Consider the following 17,402-nt stretch of genomic DNA (forward strand, 5'->3'; position numbering starts at 1 on the left):
GCGATGCTCGAGGTCTTTACGGTCGGGGGCGGGGAATATCTCGTCAACACCTTCAATGCCGTCGCTGCCTGGTCCGGGGGAGGTGGATACCGCTCGCTCCTCCGCGTCGTGATGGTGATGGGGCTCATCTACTCTCTGCTCGTCGTCGCCTTCACGATGAACTTTCGCGTGTGGATGAACTGGTTTCTGCAATCGACGGCGATCTATCTCTGCCTCATGGTGCCGACCATCGACGTGAAGGTCACCGACCGGATCAATCCGTCACTGGCACCGGCAACGGTCGCGAACGTGCCGCTCGGGCTTGGTGTTCTGGCAAGTTTCACCACGCAGATTGGCGACTGGCTGACGCGGACGGCCGAGACCGTTTTCGTGATGCCGAGCGAGCTCAACTATTCGACCAACGGCATGGTCTATGGCGCGCGCCTGTTCGACGCCACTCGCAACTTCGTGATCCGCGATGCCGAGTTCTCGACCAATCTTGAGGAGCATTTCAAGAAATGCGTCTTCGGGGACGTGATGCTCTACCGGAAGTCGCTGACCGTCCTGGCGCAATCGAAGGATCTCTGGGCGGAAATCGGTCCCGGCTCGGAAGCCCGATCGCAGGAATGGCTCGAACGGCAGGGCGATGGGACCGTCACCAGCGCGATCGTCACCTGCCGGCAGGCTTACGACATGCTAAATGCGCGGTGGGCGCCGATGATCGAGGCGAACACGCCGTTCTGGGGGAAGGAGCTTTACCCGAAGCTGAGCAACGCGCTGGCGGCCGACAAGCTGAGGCACGATCTGCCGATCGCCAATGCCGCGTTCACCGGCTCGGGCAGCAACTACAGCGATTCCATGCGGCAGAACACGGCGATCAACGCCTTCATGCAAGCCCGCAACAGCATGGCGGGCGGATCGGGCGCGGCGACGATCGACACCTTCGCGCAGACCCGCGCCGACATTCAGGCACGCAACACTTATAATTCGATCGCACAGCAGGCGATGGCCTGGGTGCCCATCCTCAACATCGTGCTGACCGTGGTCTTCTTCGCGATGTTCCCGGTGATATTCCCATTGTTCCTGATGCCGCAAACGGGTCTCGCGACCCTGAAGGGCTATGCGATGGGCTTCTTCTATCTCGCAGCCTGGGGGCCTCTCTATGTCATCCTGCACATGATCTGCATGACAAGAGCCGAGGCCGCCGCCGCGGGGGTCGCGCCCGGCGGCGTCACGCTGGGCACCTATGCCGGCATCGGCGCCGTGAATGGAGAGACTGCGACGATCGCCGGCTTCATGCTGATGAGCATCCCATTTCTCGCCGCGGGTCTTGCACGGGGCGCGATGTCGATCGCGGGCCAGGCGACCTCGATGCTTGCGCCGGCACAGAACGCCGCCGAGGCTGCCGCGCTGGAACAGACCACGGGAAACTATTCTTACGGCAATGTGAGCTGGGCGAATGCGACGTCGAACATGCGCCAGAGCGACCAATGGTCGATTGCGCCGAGTTTCACGGGCGGTGCGACCAGCGTGGGTTGGCGCCAGGACAACGGCGCCGTGGTGTCGGGCTTCGGCAATGGACAAGATGTCATCGACATGTCGGGCGCGATCTCGCGGCTGGGGTTCACGCCAACCATGAACAGCGGCACCGTCGCGGAATGGCGGGAAATGTCGAGCGCGGCGCATCGCCAAGCGCAAGCGTGGGAGAATGCCGCGCAGGATATTCTGACCAGCACACACACGAACCGAAGTGCGTTTGGGGTCTCGTCCGAGCGATCCAGAGGCTTTGAATCTGGAAGCGGGTCCACCGCAAATACAAATGTCGAGAAGTTCGATCGTGTTACCGGGTCGAGCTCGCAGGGCCTAGAGGAGCGCTCCTCGACCGGGTTGACCGATCGGATCTCGATGGGCCGTGATCGGTCAGCCGGCACGCTCGATCAGGTGACCGGCGGGATCAATGGCGGCATCGGCGGCGGCGGAGGTCGTAAGGGTGGCGGTGGGCGGGCAGGCGGCGGGGGACTTCTTCCCAATGTCGGCGGTTCCCTTGGGGTCAGCAAGACCGGGCAACAGGTCGACAATCTTCGCTATGGCACGGATCAAACGCGTTCCTCCGACAGCTCCAGCTCGTCTTCAAGCGGTGTGCGCGACGAGCACTCCAACGGCAGCGGAGCTAGCACATCCGACGGCACTTATGTTCGTTCAGGCTCGTTCAGCCGGTCATCGGTGACGTCATCGTCCTCGGTGAGCACCGAGGACGCCCTTTCGCGGGCACGATCCTATTCCGAGGCCGCGCGGCGTATGGAAGAGCTATCGCAATCCCTCGCGCGCGATGCGAGCTTCGCCGAATCGCACGGGATGCAGCTCAGCGAGAATATGAGCCAGGATCTTGCGCAATGGTACAGGCTGCAACAGGCCCTTCATCCCAACCTTGATGCGCCCGAGCTTTGGGCGACCGACTTAACGCCGCAGAAGCGCGCGGTCCGTGACCAATTGATTCAACAGTGGGCACAGGAAAAACGAGACGCGCTTTGGTCCGAGATCAGCGGCGATATCAAGGACCCGTCGCTGGTCGACGTGTCGCGGATCGATCTCGACGCCGGCGATGTGCGCGGCTCCTATAATCCGCGCGGGGTTAGCGGGATCGGTAGCGGTGGGGGAGGCGGCGACCCTGGCGCCGCTGCCCGCATGATCGCTGATGGACAGGCGAAGCTGGACGGTGATCGGGCGGCAGCGGAAGCCGCCCGTAACAATCGCGGTGGCGCGAATGTTGATCTACAATCCGAGGTCGGCCGCGAACTCAATCGCGGTTTCTTCACCGATCCGAACTTGCGGAAGTAAAGGACCGGTCAGAGCGTCAGGTAAAGATAGGCACCCGTCGCCACGAGCAGGACAAGCGAAATCACGCCACCGATCAGGCGGCCACGCGAAAGCTCGTTAGTATCGTCATCGCTCTCGTCGGAATTGATCTCATGCGGCATCGGATCGGCCGGCCTATAGATTGGGCCGCCGGGTAGATCTTTGGTGAATGCGTATGTGATCGTATCAAACATGGGCGACTTTCTACCGCCGACATCATATCATTGAGTAACTTCGCATTCAAACCGGAATAGGCCGATGCGGACACGTGCCACAATCGCAAATTCTTAGAGCGATAATAAGTATTATGTTAAATATCAATATCTTATAAGAATATCAGTCCCGATACAACGCGGAGACCTTTCATGGAAGTCCGATTGAGCGCGACACCTAAAGGCAACGGATTTCAGGCAACGGTCGCATTGCCCGATGGGGTATCGATCAGCTCGGCCGAATCCTATCCCACCGAAGCCGAAGCGATCACCGCGGCGGCCGTGAAGTTGTTGGAGATGCCCGATCGCCTGATGCGCGCGACCGCAGTAGAAGCCGATCTTGCGATCAGCGGCAGCTCATCGCCGGCGTAGCGCCGCCAAGGTGTCCGGCATGATCGTGTAGACTGCCTCGCGCTGGGCGCCGCGATTTTGATGATCCACCCGATAGCCCTGATAGTGGCGTCGCAGGAGGCCGCCCCGACATAGATCCGACACTGCGCGGCTGACATTGCAGCGGCCCGATTGGCGAACCCGCTCACGGACCCTTTCTTCAATGACACGGTCAGCCTGTGTCGGATCGGCCGGTAGTTCGTCAGCCTGCTCAAGTGCCGACCGCACGGTTTCGATCGTCGAACGGCGCCAGGGTGTACGCTGCGCGATCGGAGCCAGCGCATCGCACAGCCAGTCGCGGACAGGCACGGCGTCGCCGTTCACCATCACGCTCGGTCCAGCCCTGCCCTTTTCGTCAGCGACTTCCTCCAGGAGCTGGAGGAGCATGTAGGAGAATTTTGGCCGCGGCGAAGCTGCGGCGATCGCCGCCAAAAGCCCCGGCGTGTCCATCCCTCGCGCGGGTTCGACGGATGCTTCGAATAGGTCTGCCTGATGGAACATAGCATGAATCTACTATGCACTTTGGTGGATGTGAATCCCACAAAGGACCGAAGGCGCTTTTTTTCTGGCGGATTCCACAGGCTTCGGAAGCGGTGCATTTGAGCTGCTTGACTCATCGCCGGGAACAGGAACAAATAAGGAACGAATCAACGAGTCCCGAGTCTCCTGAATGCCATGCGTCAATCAACCGTCCTTGAAGATTTGCGAGCGCGTATCGAGGGCGTAGGCGTTCAGCGCGAAGCGATCCCGTTCGGCATCGACGCGATTGCCGGGCGGAGGCATTGCTGCAGGTGCTCTCCATGAAATGATGGGCAGTCCCGATCTCGCGGACTAGGCGAGTGCGACGGTCTTTCTGGCGGGAATCCTGGCGCGAATGGAAGGTCCCGTCTTCTGGTGCCTGCGCTGGCGCGACCTGTTTGCCCCTGCCCTTCATCTCGCCGGTCTTCATCCAGATCGGGTCATCTATGTCGAGGCCGGCAGCGACACCAATGTCCTGCTCGCGATGGAGGAGTGCCTGCATCACCCTGGCATCGCCGGTGTGGTTGGCGAAGTCGGGAAATATTCGACTACTGCATCGAAGCGCCTGCAATTGGCGGCGGAAAGCTCGGGTGTAGCGGCCTTCGTGTTTCGTCGCGCGGCGAAGGCCGAACAGGTCGCCGAAGGGACGGCAGCGATGACACGCTGGCGGATCACCGCTTCACCAAGCGAAGATCTCGGTCTGCCGAGCCTGGGTCGCCCTCGCTGGCATGTGGATTTGGAACGTGTGCGCGGTGGTAATCCGCACGCCTGGATCGTGGAGGCGTGCGATGCGACGGGTCGTATCGCTCTTCCTGCCGCACTGGTCGACCGACCGGCTGCGGCGGAAGATCGCAAAATTGTCGCCTGAGTGCCGTGACGGCCTGGTCCTTGATCTTCCGCTGGTGACCGCGGTGCCCGATCACGGCAGGAAAGTCATTGCTGCCGTCGATGCCGAGGCTAAGGCGCTCGGTGTCCGCGTCGGCATGACCGTGACGAAGGCCCGAGCGTTTGCCCCTGAATTGCAGGTCGTCGATGCCGACCCGGAGGGCGACCTGCAGGGACTTCGCGATCTCGCGCTATGGGCGGGCCGCCGATACTCACCCTTCGTATCACCGGATGCGCCCGACGGAATCTGGCTCGACATCACCGGCTGCGCGGGTCTCTTTGGCACCGAGAAGGCGCTGCTCAAGGATCTCCATCGCCGTGTTGCCGCGTCGGGGCTGGCTCTGCAGATCGCTGTGGCCGACACTGCAGGCTGCGCCCATGCCGTTGCGCGGCATGTACCCGCCGGCCGGCCGGTCACGATCGAGCCGGGCGGACACCGCACTGCCATTTCCATCCTGCCGATATCGGCGTTGCGATTGCCAGGACGCGAGGTCGAAGGTTTGCGCAAGCTCGGATTTGAGCGGATCGAACAGCTCATCGGTGCGCCGCGCGGCCCTCTCGCCAAACGGTTCGGCCGCGAATTGCATCGGCGGCTGGATCAGGCGCTCGGCTTCGTGCCCGAGCCGATCGAGCCGATCTACCCTGAACATCTGCCGCGGGCCCGTCGAGGTTTCATGGAGCCGATCGCGACACCTGAAGCCTTCGCCCAGGTGATCGGCGATCTCGTTGCCGATGTGGTGGGGCAGCTCACCTGTATCGGCAAGGGTGCTCGCCGATTGGATTGCTATTTCCACCGTGTGGACGGCCACAATCAGGCGATCCGCATCGGGACCGCAACCGCATCCCGCGACGCAGGCCATCTCGCGAAATTGCTGTGCGCTAAGATCGAGACGGTCGAGCCAGGGCTTGGCATTGAGGCAATGACCCTCGTGACGCCGCTGGCTGACGCGCTCGCGGCCCAACAGGATGAAGGGTTGGAAAGCCCGCGACGCGGGCCGAACCTCGCCTCTCTGGTCGATGCGCTCGCCAACCGTTTTGGTCCACGGAGCCTGCATCGGGCGGCACCGCACGCGAGCAGTATGCCTGAGCGCTCGATCACCACGATGCCCGCCCTTGCGAAAGATAGCGGCGCCCAGTGGGACGATGACCTCCCTCGCCCCGCCCGCATGTTGGATCGACCCGAGCCAATCGACGTGGTCGCCCTGCTGCCAGACGATGCCCCTCGCCTCTTCGTGTGGCGTCGAAAGCGCTATCGGGTGACCCGAGGCGATGGTCCGGAACGCTTGCACGGCGAATGGTGGCGCGAGAGCGGCAATGAGGCCGACAAGGCGCTGATCGTCCGGGATTATTATCAGGTCGAGACCGAGACAGGCGGTCGGTACTGGCTGTTCCGGCTCGGTGACGGCGTAAATCCGGCTACGGGCACCATGCGCTGGTTCATCCACGGTGCGTTCGCATGAGCGAGGTCGACGCCAACTATGTCGAGCTGCAGGTTACGACGCACTTCAGCTTCCTGAGGGGCGCATCATCCCCCGAGGAGCTGTTCGCCGCGGCCGCATTGCTCGGATTGCCTGCTCTCGGCGTCGTTGATCGAGGATCGGTCGCCGGCATCGTCCGGGCCTGGGATGCCGAACGGACCACCGGCGTTCGTGCCATCATCGGATGCAGGATCGATCTGAGCGACGGCACGGCGCTACTGCTCTATCCGACGGATCGCGCAGCCTATGGCCGAATGTGCCGACTGCTCAGCATCGGCAAAGAACGCGGCGGCAAGGGAGCCTGTCATCTCGACTGGTCGGATGTCGAACAATGGAATGACGGGCTCATCGCGATCCTGAGTCCTGACCGGGCAGACGTCGGCACCGAGGCCGCCCTTGCGCGGACGAAACGGATTTTCGCCGACCGTGCCTATCTGGCTCTGACGATCCGGCGGCGACCGAAAGATGCGATCCGGCTGCGTGATCTCGCGAACCTGGCGGCTGCGGCTCGCGTTCCTACGGTCGCGACCAATGACGTGCTCTACCACGCGGCGGAGCGCCACATGCTGCAGGATGTTGTCACTTGCATCCGGGAGAAATGCACGATCGACGAATTGGGCGCTCGGCGCGAGCGGTTCGCCGATCGGCATCTCAAGACCGGCCAGGAAATGGAGCGGCTGTTCCGTCGCTATCTCAAGGATGCGTCGCCCGTCTCTCGCACGCTCGAGATCGCAGCGCGGTGCAGTTTCAGCCTTGAGGAGCTCCGTTACCAATATCCGGATGAGATCAATGTGCCCGGCCGGACGCCGCAGGAGGAGCTGGAGCGGCTGACCTGGGAGAAAGCCCCCGACCGCTATCCCGAGGGGGTCGATGACAAGGTGCGCTCGCAACTGGTGCACGAACTGAAGCTCATCGCGGACCTTGAGTATGCGCCCTATTTCCTGACCGTCCATTCCATCGTGACCGAAGCGCGGCGGCGCGAGATTATCTGCCAGGGACGTGGGTCGGCCGCGAACAGTGCCGTTTGCTACGTGCTGGGCATCACCTCGATCGATCCGGTGCGCTCGGAATTGCTGTTCGAGCGTTTCGTGTCGGCCGAGCGGCGCGAGCCGCCCGATATCGACGTCGATTTCGAGCATGAGCGCCGGGAGGAAGTGATCCAGTGGATTTATGAGACTTATGGGCGGACGCACTCGGCGCTGACGGCCGTCGTGACCCGCTATCGCGCGCGGGGCGCGGTCCGCGAAGTCGGCAAGGCGCTCGGCCTGAGCGAGGACATGACGGCGGGTCTGGCCGGGTCCGTCTGGGGATGGAGCCAGGATGGCGTCGAGGAAAAACACGCGGAAGAGCTCAATCTGGACCTCGCCGACCGGCGCCTGGTGCTGACCCTGGAATTGGCCCGTCAGCTCATCAATACGCCGCGCCATTTGTCGCAGCATCCTGGCGGATTCGTGCTGACGCGCGATCGGCTTGACGAACTGGTGCCCATCGAGCCGGCTGCGATGGAAGATCGACAGGTGATCGAATGGGACAAAGACGATATCGATCTCCTGGGCTTCATGAAGGTCGATGTCCTGGCGCTGGGCATGTTGTCGTGCATGCGGCGGGCGTTCGAGTTCATGGAGAATGACAAGGGCCTGAAGCTCGATCTCGCGACCATCCCCGCCGAGGATCCGGCGACCTACGCGATGATCCGCAAGGCCGATACCTTGGGTGTCTTCCAGATCGAGAGCCGCGCACAGATGGCGTCCATTCCGTTGATGGCGCCGCGCACCTTCTATGATCTGGTCATTCAGGTGGCGATCGTGCGCCCCGGGCCGATCCAGGGCGATATGGTCCACCCTTATCGTCGCCGGCGCAACGGCGAGGAGGCCGTCACCTATCCGACCGAGGAACTGCGGCGCGTGCTCGAGAAGACCTTGGGGGTGCCGCTGTTTCAGGAGCAGGCGATGCGCGTGGCCATCGAATGCGCTGGCTTCACACCGAGCGAAGCGGATCTGCTTCGGCGCGCGATGGCGACGTTCAAGCTGACAGGCGGCGTCTCACATTTTCGGGACAAGCTGATCGATGGCATGGTCGCGCGCGGATACGATCAGGAATTCGCGGAGCGCACCTTCAAACAGATCGAGGGCTTCGGCTCCTATGGTTTCCCGGAAAGCCACGCCGCGAGCTTTGCGCTGATCGCCTACGCCAGCAGTTGGGTGAAATGCCATCATCCAGATGTGTTTTGCGCCGCGCTGCTAAATGCCCAGCCCATGGGCTTTTATGCCCCGGCCCAAATCGTCCGCGACGCGCGTCAGCATGGCGTCGAGATCCGCCCGATCGACGTCAATCACAGCCGCTGGGATTGCACCCTTGAGCCAACGGGCGGCCGCTATCTCGCCGTTCGGCTGGGCCTTCGCATGGTGAATGAGCTCGCCAACCGCGATGCCGCGGCGATCGTCACGGCGCGCGCCGATCAACACTATGAGAGCGTCGAGGAAATCCAGCGGCGTGCCGGCGTGGGGCGCGGCGCTCTGGATCGGATCGGCGAAGCCGATGGGTTCGGCTCATTGGGGAACAATCGGCGTGAGGGACTGTGGAGCGTTAAGGGGCTCGGCAATGCAGCATTGCCCTTGTTCGCTGCGGCGGACGAACGTGAAGGCAAGCTACGCCAGGAAGCGATCGAGCCGACGGTCATCCTTGCGCCTATGGGCGCCGGCGCGGAAGTGGTCGAGGATTATCGGGCCTCTGGCCTGTCGCTGCGGGCTCATCCGCTGGCGTTCCTGCGCGACGAATTGCGCAATCGCAAGATGATCACCTGCGATGAGCTGCAGTCCATGAAAGACGGCCGCTGGATCAATCTCGCGGGGATCGTGCTGGTCAGACAGAAGCCGGGCTCCGCCAAGGGCGTCATGTTCATCACGCTGGAGGACGAAACGAACGTCGCCAACCTGGTGGTATGGACCAACGTGTTCGAGAAGCATCGGCGCGCCGTCCTGGGTGCGTCGATGATGGGCGTGCGAGGCCAGGTGCAGCGCGAGGGCGAGGTTATCCATGTGGTCGCCCAGCGGCTCGATGATTTGTCGCCGCTCCTTGCCAGCGTTGGCACACGCACGGATGTCGCCGATATCTACCGGGTTAGTCGCGCTGACGTGGCCAAACATCCGCTGCGGTGCGATCCCCGTGATCTGGTATCGTGGGATCGCAGATCGCTGACGCCACCGCCTGATCCCGGCATAAGGGTCCGTTCGCGTGATTTCCGCTGATCCTGTCCAAACTCGCCGGCTCGCAGCTCCGGGGGAAAACGAGAGAAGTTCGGCGCAGTGGGAGCTTGTCATTAGACTAGCCGGTCGGTGCATAGGTATTCGGGCGAGAGACATCATTCCAGCTCATGGCAGGGAGCCTGGACCATTCCTATATCGCCTTCGGGGGCCAGCTTACGGCCAACGCGTCACAGTGTTTCTGTTCACGCCATTGACGTGTGAGCGGGTGAACGAGGCGCGCCAGCAACAGCCGGAGCAGGAAAGCAGCGTTTCATGGTATCTTCGTCCGCCGCGACAGTTGAAGCCCTCATCGCGACACTGCTTGCGACACGGAATCAGACCGACATGATTGCCAAGCTGGGCCAATCGCCGCGGCCTGCGATGTCCAAGGCGATCGGCGCCGAGATCCGGTCCGCAATCGAGACGCTCGGCGGTCATATCGAAGCAAAACGCCGCCGCGAGGCGACCGTGACGCTCCTCGCGCTGTTGTACATCGATGCCGCCTATGTGGTGCCCCGCCTGCGCCGGGCAGGTGTGCTGCGTGCTTCGCGTTACGGCTACGCCGGCAATCTGATCGGCACCCTCGCCAAGACCGCACTCCAGATACGGCCGTTGTTGAACGCTCCAGAACGCGCTCGCTATTTCGAGTCCGTGATTGCGCTCAGCAAATTGGCCTCCAACGCGCGCGCGATCTACGACGAAATCGTCAAAATCCTCGGGAGCCGGCGAGATTGCGTTCTCAAGACCCTGCTCGTGATTCTCAATAACCAGTTCTACCAGGGCTGGGTCGCCGACCCTTCGCAGCCGTCCTGGTCGCCTCGCCGCTACACCACGGAAGAATATGTAGACGGCGCCTCGCTGATCTTCTCGATCTATGCCTCGCTGTTCCCGATCACCGACGAATGCTGCAATCACGTCGATATTGCTGCCATCACGACGGACGCGGTGGTCTATGAACGACTGCTCCTCGCGGCCGTGCGCCTCACAAAATTCAAGGACGCGGAAACCCAGATTGATGGGTTGCCCTATCAAGCGACGCTCGAAGGCGAGACCGTCACAATCTCATCGATCGACCCGGACATAGAGCGCTCCGTCCGCTTGGGCTACATTCAGAGCGACAATCAAGCGATCATCCGGATCCACCGTTTCCGGAACTCAAACCCGCCGATGTCCATGAGTGACTTTCTCGACATGGGCTTTGAACGTGACGCCTTTCCCGGCTTGCTCGAACTCGCGGAAAAGCCGGTCAGACGCTATCGAATGATGCTGCCGACGGCGCCGGAAATCTTCTCGATCTTCGCTGGGGACCAGATGTTTCGCGAGGAGGTGGAGAGCCTCCTCCTCCTCGATGTCAACAACTTTGGGAACGTCAGCGATCTGATCGCCGATGTGAATGAGCATGTCACCACCACCGACATCTTCAAATTTCAGAGGTACTTCACCTTCCTGAGCGGTGTGTACCAAAGGGCCTTGGCGCGGATTGAGGACGAGGCCGAGCGCACATTCCTCACCTTCACGTCGACCGTCTTTGTGATGTCTCACGACAATCTCTTCATGCAGATGATGTTGATTTTTAGGAGCGAAGCAAAGGTGCGCTCCCTGATTGAGAACGGCGGTGCAAAATTAGACCACGGTGGCGGCGGCGAAGTGCTGCTGCGGGCGGCGTAAAAGTCGTCCACTTTGCCTTCTTTGCGCGAGCAGGGAGGGCGTGGAGATATATACCGTGGATCTTTACCTGAAGGTGCGTCTTGCTTGCGCGGGCGGCATGAGCCAGCGTGAGGCGGCGAAGCATTTCAACGTATCGCGCGACACGGTCCGCAAGATGCTGTCGTATTCGGAGCCCCCCGGTTACCGCCGGACGGCGGCGGTGCGGCGGCCCAAGCTGGAAGCGTTCGTTCCGATCATCGATGCATGGCTTGATGGTGACCGTCAGGTTCCGCGCAAGCAGCGTCATACGGCGAAGCGGGTATTTGACCGCCTTCGCGAAGAGCACGGTTTCACCGGCGGCTACACGATCATCAAGGATTACATCCGACAGCGCGAGCAGCGCAGCCGGGAGATGTTCGTGCCGCTGGCGCATGCGCCCGGCCATGCCCAGGCAGATTTTGGTGAGGCCATGGTCGAGATCGGCGGTGTTGTGCAGAAGGCGCATTTCTTCGTGCTCGATCTACCGCACAGCGACGCCTGCTACGTGCGCGCCTATCCCGCTGCCGTTGCCGAGGCATGGATGGACGGCCACGTGCACGCCTTCGCGTTTTTCGGCGCGGTGCCGCTGTCGATCGTCTACGATAACGACCGCTGCCTGGTCTCGAAGATCCTGCCCGACGGCACGAGGCAGCGCGCCCGGCTGTTCAGCGGCTTCCTGTCGCATTACCTGATCCGCGATCGTTACGGCCGTCCCGGCAGGGGGAACGACAAAGGCAGTGTTGAAGGGCTGGTCGGTTATGCTCGCCGCAACTTCATGGTGCCGATCCCCCGGTTCGCGACGTGGGAGGCGTTCAACCTGTGGCTCGAGGAGCAATGCCGCAAGCGTCAGAACGACCGGCTGCGGGGCGAGAGCGAGACGATCGGCGAGAGGCTGAAGCGCGATCTGGCGGCGATGCAGGAACTGCCGGCTGCCCCGTTCGAGGCTTGTGACCAGACCAGCGGCCAGGTCTCGTCGCAGGCGCTGGTGCGTTACCGGACCAATGATTACTCGGTGCCGGTGCGCTTCGGCCATCAGGAGGTATGGATCCGGGGCTATGTCGGCGAGGTGGTGATCGGCTGCCGGGGCGAGGTCATTGCCCGTCATGTGCGCAGCTACGAGCGCGAGGACGTGATCTTCGATCCCATCCATTACCTTCCCCTGATCGAACAGAAGATCAATGCGCTCGATCAGGCAGCGCCCCTGCAAGGCTGGCACCTGCCCGAAGCGTTTGCAACGCTGCGCCGCCTCATGGAAGCTCGTATGGGCAAGCATGGTCGGCGCGAGTATGTGCAGGTGCTGCGTCTGCTGGAGAGCTTCACGCTTGCCGATCTGCATGCGGCCGTAAAGCAGGCTCTCGATATCGGGGCGATCGGCTTTGATGCCGTGAAGCATCTCCTGCTGTGCCGGGTGGAGCGCCGACCACCCCGATTGGACATGGCGATCTATCCCTATCTGCCCAGAGCCAGGGTGGAGACGACATCGGCGCGCTCCTACATGCAGTTGCTCTCGGGCGATGCGAAGGATGCGGCATGAGCAGTCCGTCCCCCGAGCTGTTACTGGCCAGCCACCTCAAGACGCTCAAGCTACCAACCTTCCTGCGCGAGCATGACAAGCTGGCCCGGCGATGCGCGGCCGAGGGCGCAGATCACGTCCGCTACCTTGCCCGGCTTGTCGAACTGGAGCTGATCGACCGGGAACGCCGGATGGTCGAGCGCCGGATCAAGGCTGCGAAGTTCCCGGCCGCCAAGAGCCTCGACAGCTTCGACTTTGCCGCGATCCCCAAGCTCAACAAGATGCAGGTGCTGGAACTGGCACGCTGCGACTGGATCAACCGCCGCGAGAACGTCATAGCCCTTGGTCCCTCGGGAACCGGCAAGACCCATGTGGCGATCGGCCTCGGCCTTGCCGCCTGCCAGAAGGGCCTGACGGTCGGCTTCACCACCGCGTCCGCGCTGGTCAGCGCGATGATGGAGGCACGCGACGAACGCCGCCTTCTGCGCCTCCACAAGCAAATGGCCGGATACAAGCTCCTCATCATCGATGAACTGGGGTTCGTGCCGCTCTCGAAAACCGGCGCGGAACTGCTGTTCGAGCTGATCTCGCAGCGTTACGAGCGCGGCTCGACGCTGATCACCAGCAACTTGCCGTTCGACGAGTGGACCGAAACGTTCGGCTCCGAGCGCCTGACAGGCGCGCTCCTCGACCGGCTTACCCACCACGTCTCCATACTCGAGATGAACGGAGAGAGCTATCGTCTGGCCCAAAGCCAGGCGCGCAAGGCACGCTCCAACCCCTGACAGAAAAGACCATCCGTGTGTTGGCGACCCCCACTCGGGCTACGCCCTCGCGGCGCTCGCCAGCACACGGATCACCCGGCCTGATTTTGCGCCGCCCAATGGCCGACTTTTACTCCGCCGTTGACAGGCAGGATCTTCGAGACCAGGCAGCGGTCGTTATCGTAGACGATCGACAGCGGCACCGCGCCGAAAAACGCGAAGGCGTGCACGTGGCCGTCCATCCATGCCTCGGCAACGGCAGCGGGATAGGCGCGCACGTAGCAGGCGTCGCTGTGCGGTAGATCGAGCACGAAGAAATGCGCCTTCTGCACAACACCGCCGATCTCGACCATGGCCTCACCAAAATCTGCCTGGGCATGGCCGGGCGCATGCGCCAGCGGCACGAACATCTCCCGGCTGCGCTGCTCGCGCTGTCGGATGTAATCCTTGATGATCGTGTAGCCGCCGGTGAAACCGTGCTCTTCGCGAAGGCGGTCAAATACCCGCTTCGCCGTATGACGCTGCTTGCGCGGAACCTGACGGTCACCATCAAGCCATGCATCGATGATCGGAACGAACGCTTCCAGCTTGGGCCGCCGCACCGCCGCCGTCCGGCGGTAACCGGGGGGCTCCGAATACGACAGCATCTTGCGGACCGTGTCGCGCGATACGTTGAAATGCTTCGCCGCCTCACGCTGGCTCATGCCGCCCGCGCAAGCAAGACGCACCTTCAGGTAAAGATCCACGGTATATATCTCCACGCCCTCCCTGCTCGCGCAAAGAAGGCAAAGTGGACGACTTTTACGCCGCCCGCAGCAGCACTTCGCCGCCGCCACCGTGGTCTAATTTTGCACCGCCGTTCTCAAATTTCTCGTCATCGATCCTTTTCCGCAACAGCCGCAGGAGGATGTCGTGGTCGATGTTCTCGAAGAACCCCGCGACATCCACATCTACGAGCCATTTCACCCCCGTCCATACGGCTTTGACGTGTTCAAGCGCCGTATGACACGACCGGCCCGGCCGGAATCCATGGGAGGCGTTCGAGAACACCGGTTCATAGATCCGTTCGAGCAGTTGCCGCGCCACTTCCTGAACGAGGCGGTCGTCGCGCGTGGGAATGCCCAGCGGACGCCGTTTGCCCTTGCCTTTCGGGATAAACACCCGACGCACTGGTTTGGGATCATAGGTCCCTGCCGTCACGCTGGCGATAATCGGGTCGAGGTCTTCCGGTCCGAAGTCCGCGAAGGTCTCGCCGTCAATACCCGGCGTCATCGCACCCTTGTTGGATCCGATCTTCTGGAGCCCCTCCTCCCAAAGGAGGCGAGACCCCATCAGACGATAGAGTCCATTCACCCTTTTGCCCGACGCAACGAGCGCCGGAATGGCCTCCAACCGGCCTTTCACAGTTTCTGGCAGCATCAGCACACCCCATGATCGGTGGTTGAAGAATCACAGCTGCCGCCCTTCCCCCGGTCTTCCCCGCTTTCGGCCCGATCGCTCGAGACCTTATACAGTTGCACCGCCGCCTCCGAAGAGGTCGATGTCCCGGGCATTACCCCGGGCATTTGAGTAATATGGCGGCTCCGTACCCATGCAGGCCGGCAGAAGCCGCCTGTTTAGGGCATCCCGTAGTTACGCTGAATGGAGATGCGGCGCGGTTAGGTGTCCCGTTCGTCCACTAAACCCCTCGACGAGAGGCGCACCGGATGGGCTGAGAAACAGGCGGCCAAGACATGAGACCGCTGTCATCATCCGGACCTGGCGTGACAGTCGCTTTCGCCAGTATCGCTATATAGATTGCTGCAGACTGGGATTTAAGCAGTGTAGCCTTCACCATACGCACCTTGCCCTGACCGTCATCGCCTCCATTTGCGACTAAGACGCATCTGGCCTTTTCCGAACATGCTATTGTTCCCCGTCCCTTTCGGGATTTCAGACCTTGTGAGGCCCGAGGTTAGTCCGGCGAGCAGAGGCATTCTCAACTTACCTCATCATCACTGATACTCCATTTCAGCGCCGCAACGGCGCACTATCCTTGTAGCCGAAATGCTCGCCGGACTTGCTTTTGGGATTCCACATCACCTTGCAGACGATCGCGAAAACCTCCTTGCCGACGCCGTCGATCATCACCTGAGCCGCAGCATAATAGGTGCGATTCTGGGGGCAGGATGAGGCGAGCACCTTCAGTCCCTTGATCGTCCCGTCCGCCTCGCGGCTATAGGTGAATTGCGCGTCCAGATAATCCTTGGCGGTCTTGTGTCCGCCCATGTGGAAACGGGACATGGTGAGCCAGCCCATCGGTATCTCCTGTGATGTCGGGGAAAATTCGGATTAGCGGCGGTCAGGCCGCCTCGAGGATCTGCCTGACCCCCTCGGCCGATGACGCCGTGTCGTCGCTGTCGCCAAACGCCAGAAGGTAGTTGAAGGCCTGCTCAGCTTTCGAGGCGGCGTGAATGATTGCGGTCTTGTCCGCGCGCAAAATGCCGAGCCAGTGGGCGACGTAGCTCGCATGATTGTCGTGCAGTTCGTTCGGCAGATCCAAATGCGCGCAAATCAGGCCGCTTCCGATCTCCGCCACATATCCTGACAGTCCAGCCAAAAATGGCGGTTGGAAGGTAAAAACCATCGGTGCCTCCAGCACTGCCCAAAACCCCATGGCTCCCCCGAGGCGGGGTTGGCGGCGAGAACGACCGGAGAGGCCCGCGCAAGCGGCGGGCCGCACCCGGAGGGGCGAAATGAAATGGAGCAGTTCGGCGAAGCCGGGCTTGCGGCGCGCCGTGGCGGGCCTAGCAGGGAGCGCCGACCAGACCCGCATCGAGGGAGGCCAAAGAAATCAGCGCCGCCGCGCCAGCGGCGTCCGCTGGTGAGCGGGCGAAGCCCGCGCATCGGCATGCGCGACGAAGCGGCCGAGCCCGCGAGGGATCGGCCGCTCAGCCTTGGTCGCTGCTGGATCATGGCTGCTGGGCGTGCATCCAGTCGGCTGCCGCTTGCGCCTTGCTCGCCGCGGTGAAGATCGCCCGGGGCTCGTCCTTGAGCAGTTGCAGCCAGGAAGCGATATAGGCCGCGTGATCGGGTCGCGGTTCGTGCGCGATCCCGAGATCGGCGAGCAGGAACGATGCGGTCAACTCGGCGGTCGCTTCCTCCATGGCGAGCGCGTGCCTGGTCCACTTGGCGCTGAAATCCCGGTCGAGCCGATGGGCTGCGCCACTGGCGTGGGCTGCCTCATGAATATGGGTGGCGTAGAAGCCGTGGGCATCGTGGAAGGCGCTGAAATCCGGCATGTGGATGTGGTCTTCGGCGATATGATAATAGGCGCTGGCCGAGCCGTAGACGGTATCGATGCCGAGGGCGGCGATGAAGGCTTCGGCGGCGGCGAGGCGTTCGCTCTCGGGCAGATCCGGCCCCGGTTCGGGCGCATAGCCATCGACCTGGTCGGCGTTGAACAGGCTGAACACCTTGGCGAAAAGCCGTCGGTGTTCGTCATCGTCGCCGGCGTCGTCGCTCTTCGCGCGAAACTCCTTCCAGAGGACGCCGAGGCTGGCGTGCTCGCCCTTGCGGACCTGCGCGCCGAGCGCCTGCCACTGGCGATAAGTGCCCCAGACGCCGCTCGCATAGCCGCTGCCATAGGCGGCGGCCCAGAGCGAGACCGTATTTATGCCGCGATAAGGCTTGCCGCTGGCGATGTTGGTCGGGCGGGTGACGTCGGCGCCGGAATGATGCCACGGCATGCGCCAAGTGCCGGTGCCGGCTTCGATGGCATCGACGATCGCTTGCGTGACGCGAGCGTAGATGTCGACACGTGGTGAGGCTGACATGATCTGTTCTCCGTTCTCGCGCCGGGGACCATCCCCGGCGGCGGAGGCCTGTTCGCGCCG

The 17,402-nt window shown here is 62.4% G+C and carries 12 protein-coding genes and 4 pseudogenes; 9 read left to right on the forward strand and 7 right to left on the reverse strand.

Annotated elements, in window-relative coordinates; translation table 11 throughout:
* Positions 1–3 precede the first annotated feature (3 nt).
* Positions 4–2,817 (forward strand): conjugal transfer protein TraG N-terminal domain-containing protein, encoded by a 2,814-nt coding sequence (locus HUK72_RS26660; protein WP_066701127.1) that lies wholly within the window; start codon positions 4–6, stop codon positions 2,815–2,817.
* A gap of 8 nt (positions 2,818–2,825) precedes the next feature.
* On the opposite strand, the gene HUK72_RS26665 is transcribed toward HUK72_RS26660, so the two are convergent.
* Positions 2,826–3,029 (reverse strand): hypothetical protein, encoded by a 204-nt coding sequence (locus HUK72_RS26665; protein WP_070936279.1) that lies wholly within the window; start codon positions 3,027–3,029, stop codon positions 2,826–2,828.
* A 171-nt stretch (positions 3,030–3,200) separates the two neighbouring features.
* On the opposite strand from HUK72_RS26665, the gene HUK72_RS26670 reads away from it, so the two are divergent.
* Entirely contained in the window at positions 3,201–3,419 is a 219-nt protein-coding gene (locus HUK72_RS26670; protein WP_066701117.1) for a hypothetical protein, read from the forward strand.
* Here the strand turns inward: HUK72_RS26670 and HUK72_RS26675 are convergent.
* Positions 3,405–3,938 carry a hypothetical protein gene (locus HUK72_RS26675; RefSeq protein ID WP_066701116.1) on the reverse strand — a complete coding sequence of 178 codons (534 nt, stop codon included), beginning with the start codon at positions 3,936–3,938 and terminating at the stop codon, positions 3,405–3,407. The two genes, HUK72_RS26670 and HUK72_RS26675, sit on opposite strands and share 15 nt — an antisense overlap.
* Before the next feature lie 174 nt (positions 3,939–4,112).
* Between HUK72_RS26675 and HUK72_RS26680 the strand changes: the two are divergent.
* The 6 genes and pseudogenes from HUK72_RS26680 to istB all read left to right on the forward strand — a co-directional run bounded on the left by HUK72_RS26680 (position 4,113) and on the right by istB (position 13,548).
* Positions 4,113–4,824, forward strand: a pseudogene (locus HUK72_RS26680) (ImuA family protein).
* Positions 4,745–6,301, forward strand: coding sequence for a DUF6504 family protein (locus HUK72_RS26685; RefSeq protein WP_066701114.1), 1,557 nt, complete (start codon positions 4,745–4,747; stop codon positions 6,299–6,301). Before HUK72_RS26680 ends, HUK72_RS26685 begins: the two are co-directional and overlap by 80 nt.
* Positions 6,298–9,567 carry an error-prone DNA polymerase gene (locus tag HUK72_RS26690; RefSeq protein ID WP_066701113.1) on the forward strand — a complete coding sequence of 1,090 codons (3,270 nt, stop codon included), beginning with the start codon at positions 6,298–6,300 and terminating at the stop codon, positions 9,565–9,567. Before HUK72_RS26685 ends, HUK72_RS26690 begins: the two co-directional genes overlap by 4 nt.
* A 342-nt stretch (positions 9,568–9,909) precedes the next feature.
* Complete coding sequence (locus HUK72_RS26695) at positions 9,910–11,232, forward strand: hypothetical protein (protein ID WP_176599428.1); 1,323 nt, start codon at positions 9,910–9,912, stop codon at positions 11,230–11,232.
* 55 nt (positions 11,233–11,287) lie between these two features.
* Complete coding sequence (istA, locus tag HUK72_RS26700) at positions 11,288–12,784, forward strand: IS21 family transposase (protein ID WP_082430708.1); 1,497 nt, start codon at positions 11,288–11,290, stop codon at positions 12,782–12,784.
* Positions 12,781–13,548, forward strand: a complete 768-nt coding sequence (istB, locus tag HUK72_RS26705) for an IS21-like element helper ATPase IstB (protein WP_054944222.1) — start codon at positions 12,781–12,783, stop codon at positions 13,546–13,548. Before istA (HUK72_RS26700) ends, istB begins: the two co-directional genes overlap by 4 nt.
* A gap of 125 nt (positions 13,549–13,673) precedes the next feature.
* Here the strand turns inward: istB and istA (HUK72_RS26710) are convergent.
* The 4 genes and pseudogenes from istA (HUK72_RS26710) to HUK72_RS26725 all read right to left on the reverse strand — a co-directional run.
* Positions 13,674–14,273: pseudogene (gene istA, locus HUK72_RS26710) on the reverse strand (IS21 family transposase); the annotation flags it as partial.
* Positions 14,274–14,391: 118 nt separating this feature from the next.
* Positions 14,392–14,946: pseudogene (locus tag HUK72_RS26715) on the reverse strand (reverse transcriptase domain-containing protein); the annotation flags it as partial.
* Between the two features lie 612 nt (positions 14,947–15,558).
* Positions 15,559–15,825 (reverse strand): annotated as a pseudogene (locus tag HUK72_RS26720) (hypothetical protein); the annotation flags it as partial.
* A gap of 43 nt (positions 15,826–15,868) precedes the next feature.
* Positions 15,869–16,153 (reverse strand): zincin-like metallopeptidase domain-containing protein, encoded by a 285-nt coding sequence (locus HUK72_RS26725; RefSeq protein WP_176599429.1) that lies wholly within the window; start codon positions 16,151–16,153, stop codon positions 15,869–15,871.
* Positions 16,154–16,262: 109 nt separating this feature from the next.
* Between HUK72_RS26725 and HUK72_RS27575 the strand changes: the two genes are divergently transcribed.
* Positions 16,263–16,394, forward strand: coding sequence for a hypothetical protein (locus HUK72_RS27575; protein WP_255325652.1), 132 nt, complete (start codon positions 16,263–16,265; stop codon positions 16,392–16,394).
* A gap of 84 nt (positions 16,395–16,478) precedes the next feature.
* Here the strand turns inward: HUK72_RS27575 and HUK72_RS26730 are convergent, their stop codons facing one another.
* Entirely contained in the window at positions 16,479–17,342 is an 864-nt protein-coding gene (locus tag HUK72_RS26730; RefSeq protein ID WP_176596488.1) for an ArdC family protein, read from the reverse strand.
* Positions 17,343–17,402: the final 60 nt, after the last annotated feature.

Source organism: Sphingobium sp. 15-1 (assembly GCF_013375535.1).
GTDB lineage: Bacteria > Pseudomonadota > Alphaproteobacteria > Sphingomonadales > Sphingomonadaceae > Sphingobium > Sphingobium aromaticivastans.

What these genes read in the sequence shown, in the direction of transcription:
- HUK72_RS26685 (WP_066701114.1), top strand. Translation starts at nt 4,745, where the DNA reads ATGCGACGGGTCGTATCGCTCTTCCTGCCGCACTGGTCGACCGACCGG.
- HUK72_RS26730 (WP_176596488.1), bottom strand. Translation starts at nt 17,342, where the DNA reads ATGTCAGCCTCACCACGTGTCGACATCTACGCTCGCGTCACGCAAGCG.
- HUK72_RS26695 (WP_176599428.1), top strand. Translation starts at nt 9,910, where the DNA reads ATGATTGCCAAGCTGGGCCAATCGCCGCGGCCTGCGATGTCCAAGGCG.
- HUK72_RS26660 (WP_066701127.1), top strand. Translation starts at nt 4, where the DNA reads ATGCTCGAGGTCTTTACGGTCGGGGGCGGGGAATATCTCGTCAACACC.
- HUK72_RS26690 (WP_066701113.1), top strand. Translation starts at nt 6,298, where the DNA reads ATGAGCGAGGTCGACGCCAACTATGTCGAGCTGCAGGTTACGACGCAC.
- HUK72_RS26675 (WP_066701116.1), bottom strand. Translation starts at nt 3,938, where the DNA reads ATGTTCCATCAGGCAGACCTATTCGAAGCATCCGTCGAACCCGCGCGA.
- HUK72_RS26670 (WP_066701117.1), top strand. Translation starts at nt 3,201, where the DNA reads ATGGAAGTCCGATTGAGCGCGACACCTAAAGGCAACGGATTTCAGGCA.
- HUK72_RS26665 (WP_070936279.1), bottom strand. Translation starts at nt 3,029, where the DNA reads ATGTTTGATACGATCACATACGCATTCACCAAAGATCTACCCGGCGGC.
- HUK72_RS26725 (WP_176599429.1), bottom strand. Translation starts at nt 16,153, where the DNA reads ATGGTTTTTACCTTCCAACCGCCATTTTTGGCTGGACTGTCAGGATAT.
- HUK72_RS27575 (WP_255325652.1), top strand. Translation starts at nt 16,263, where the DNA reads ATGAAATGGAGCAGTTCGGCGAAGCCGGGCTTGCGGCGCGCCGTGGCG.
- istB (WP_054944222.1), top strand. Translation starts at nt 12,781, where the DNA reads ATGAGCAGTCCGTCCCCCGAGCTGTTACTGGCCAGCCACCTCAAGACG.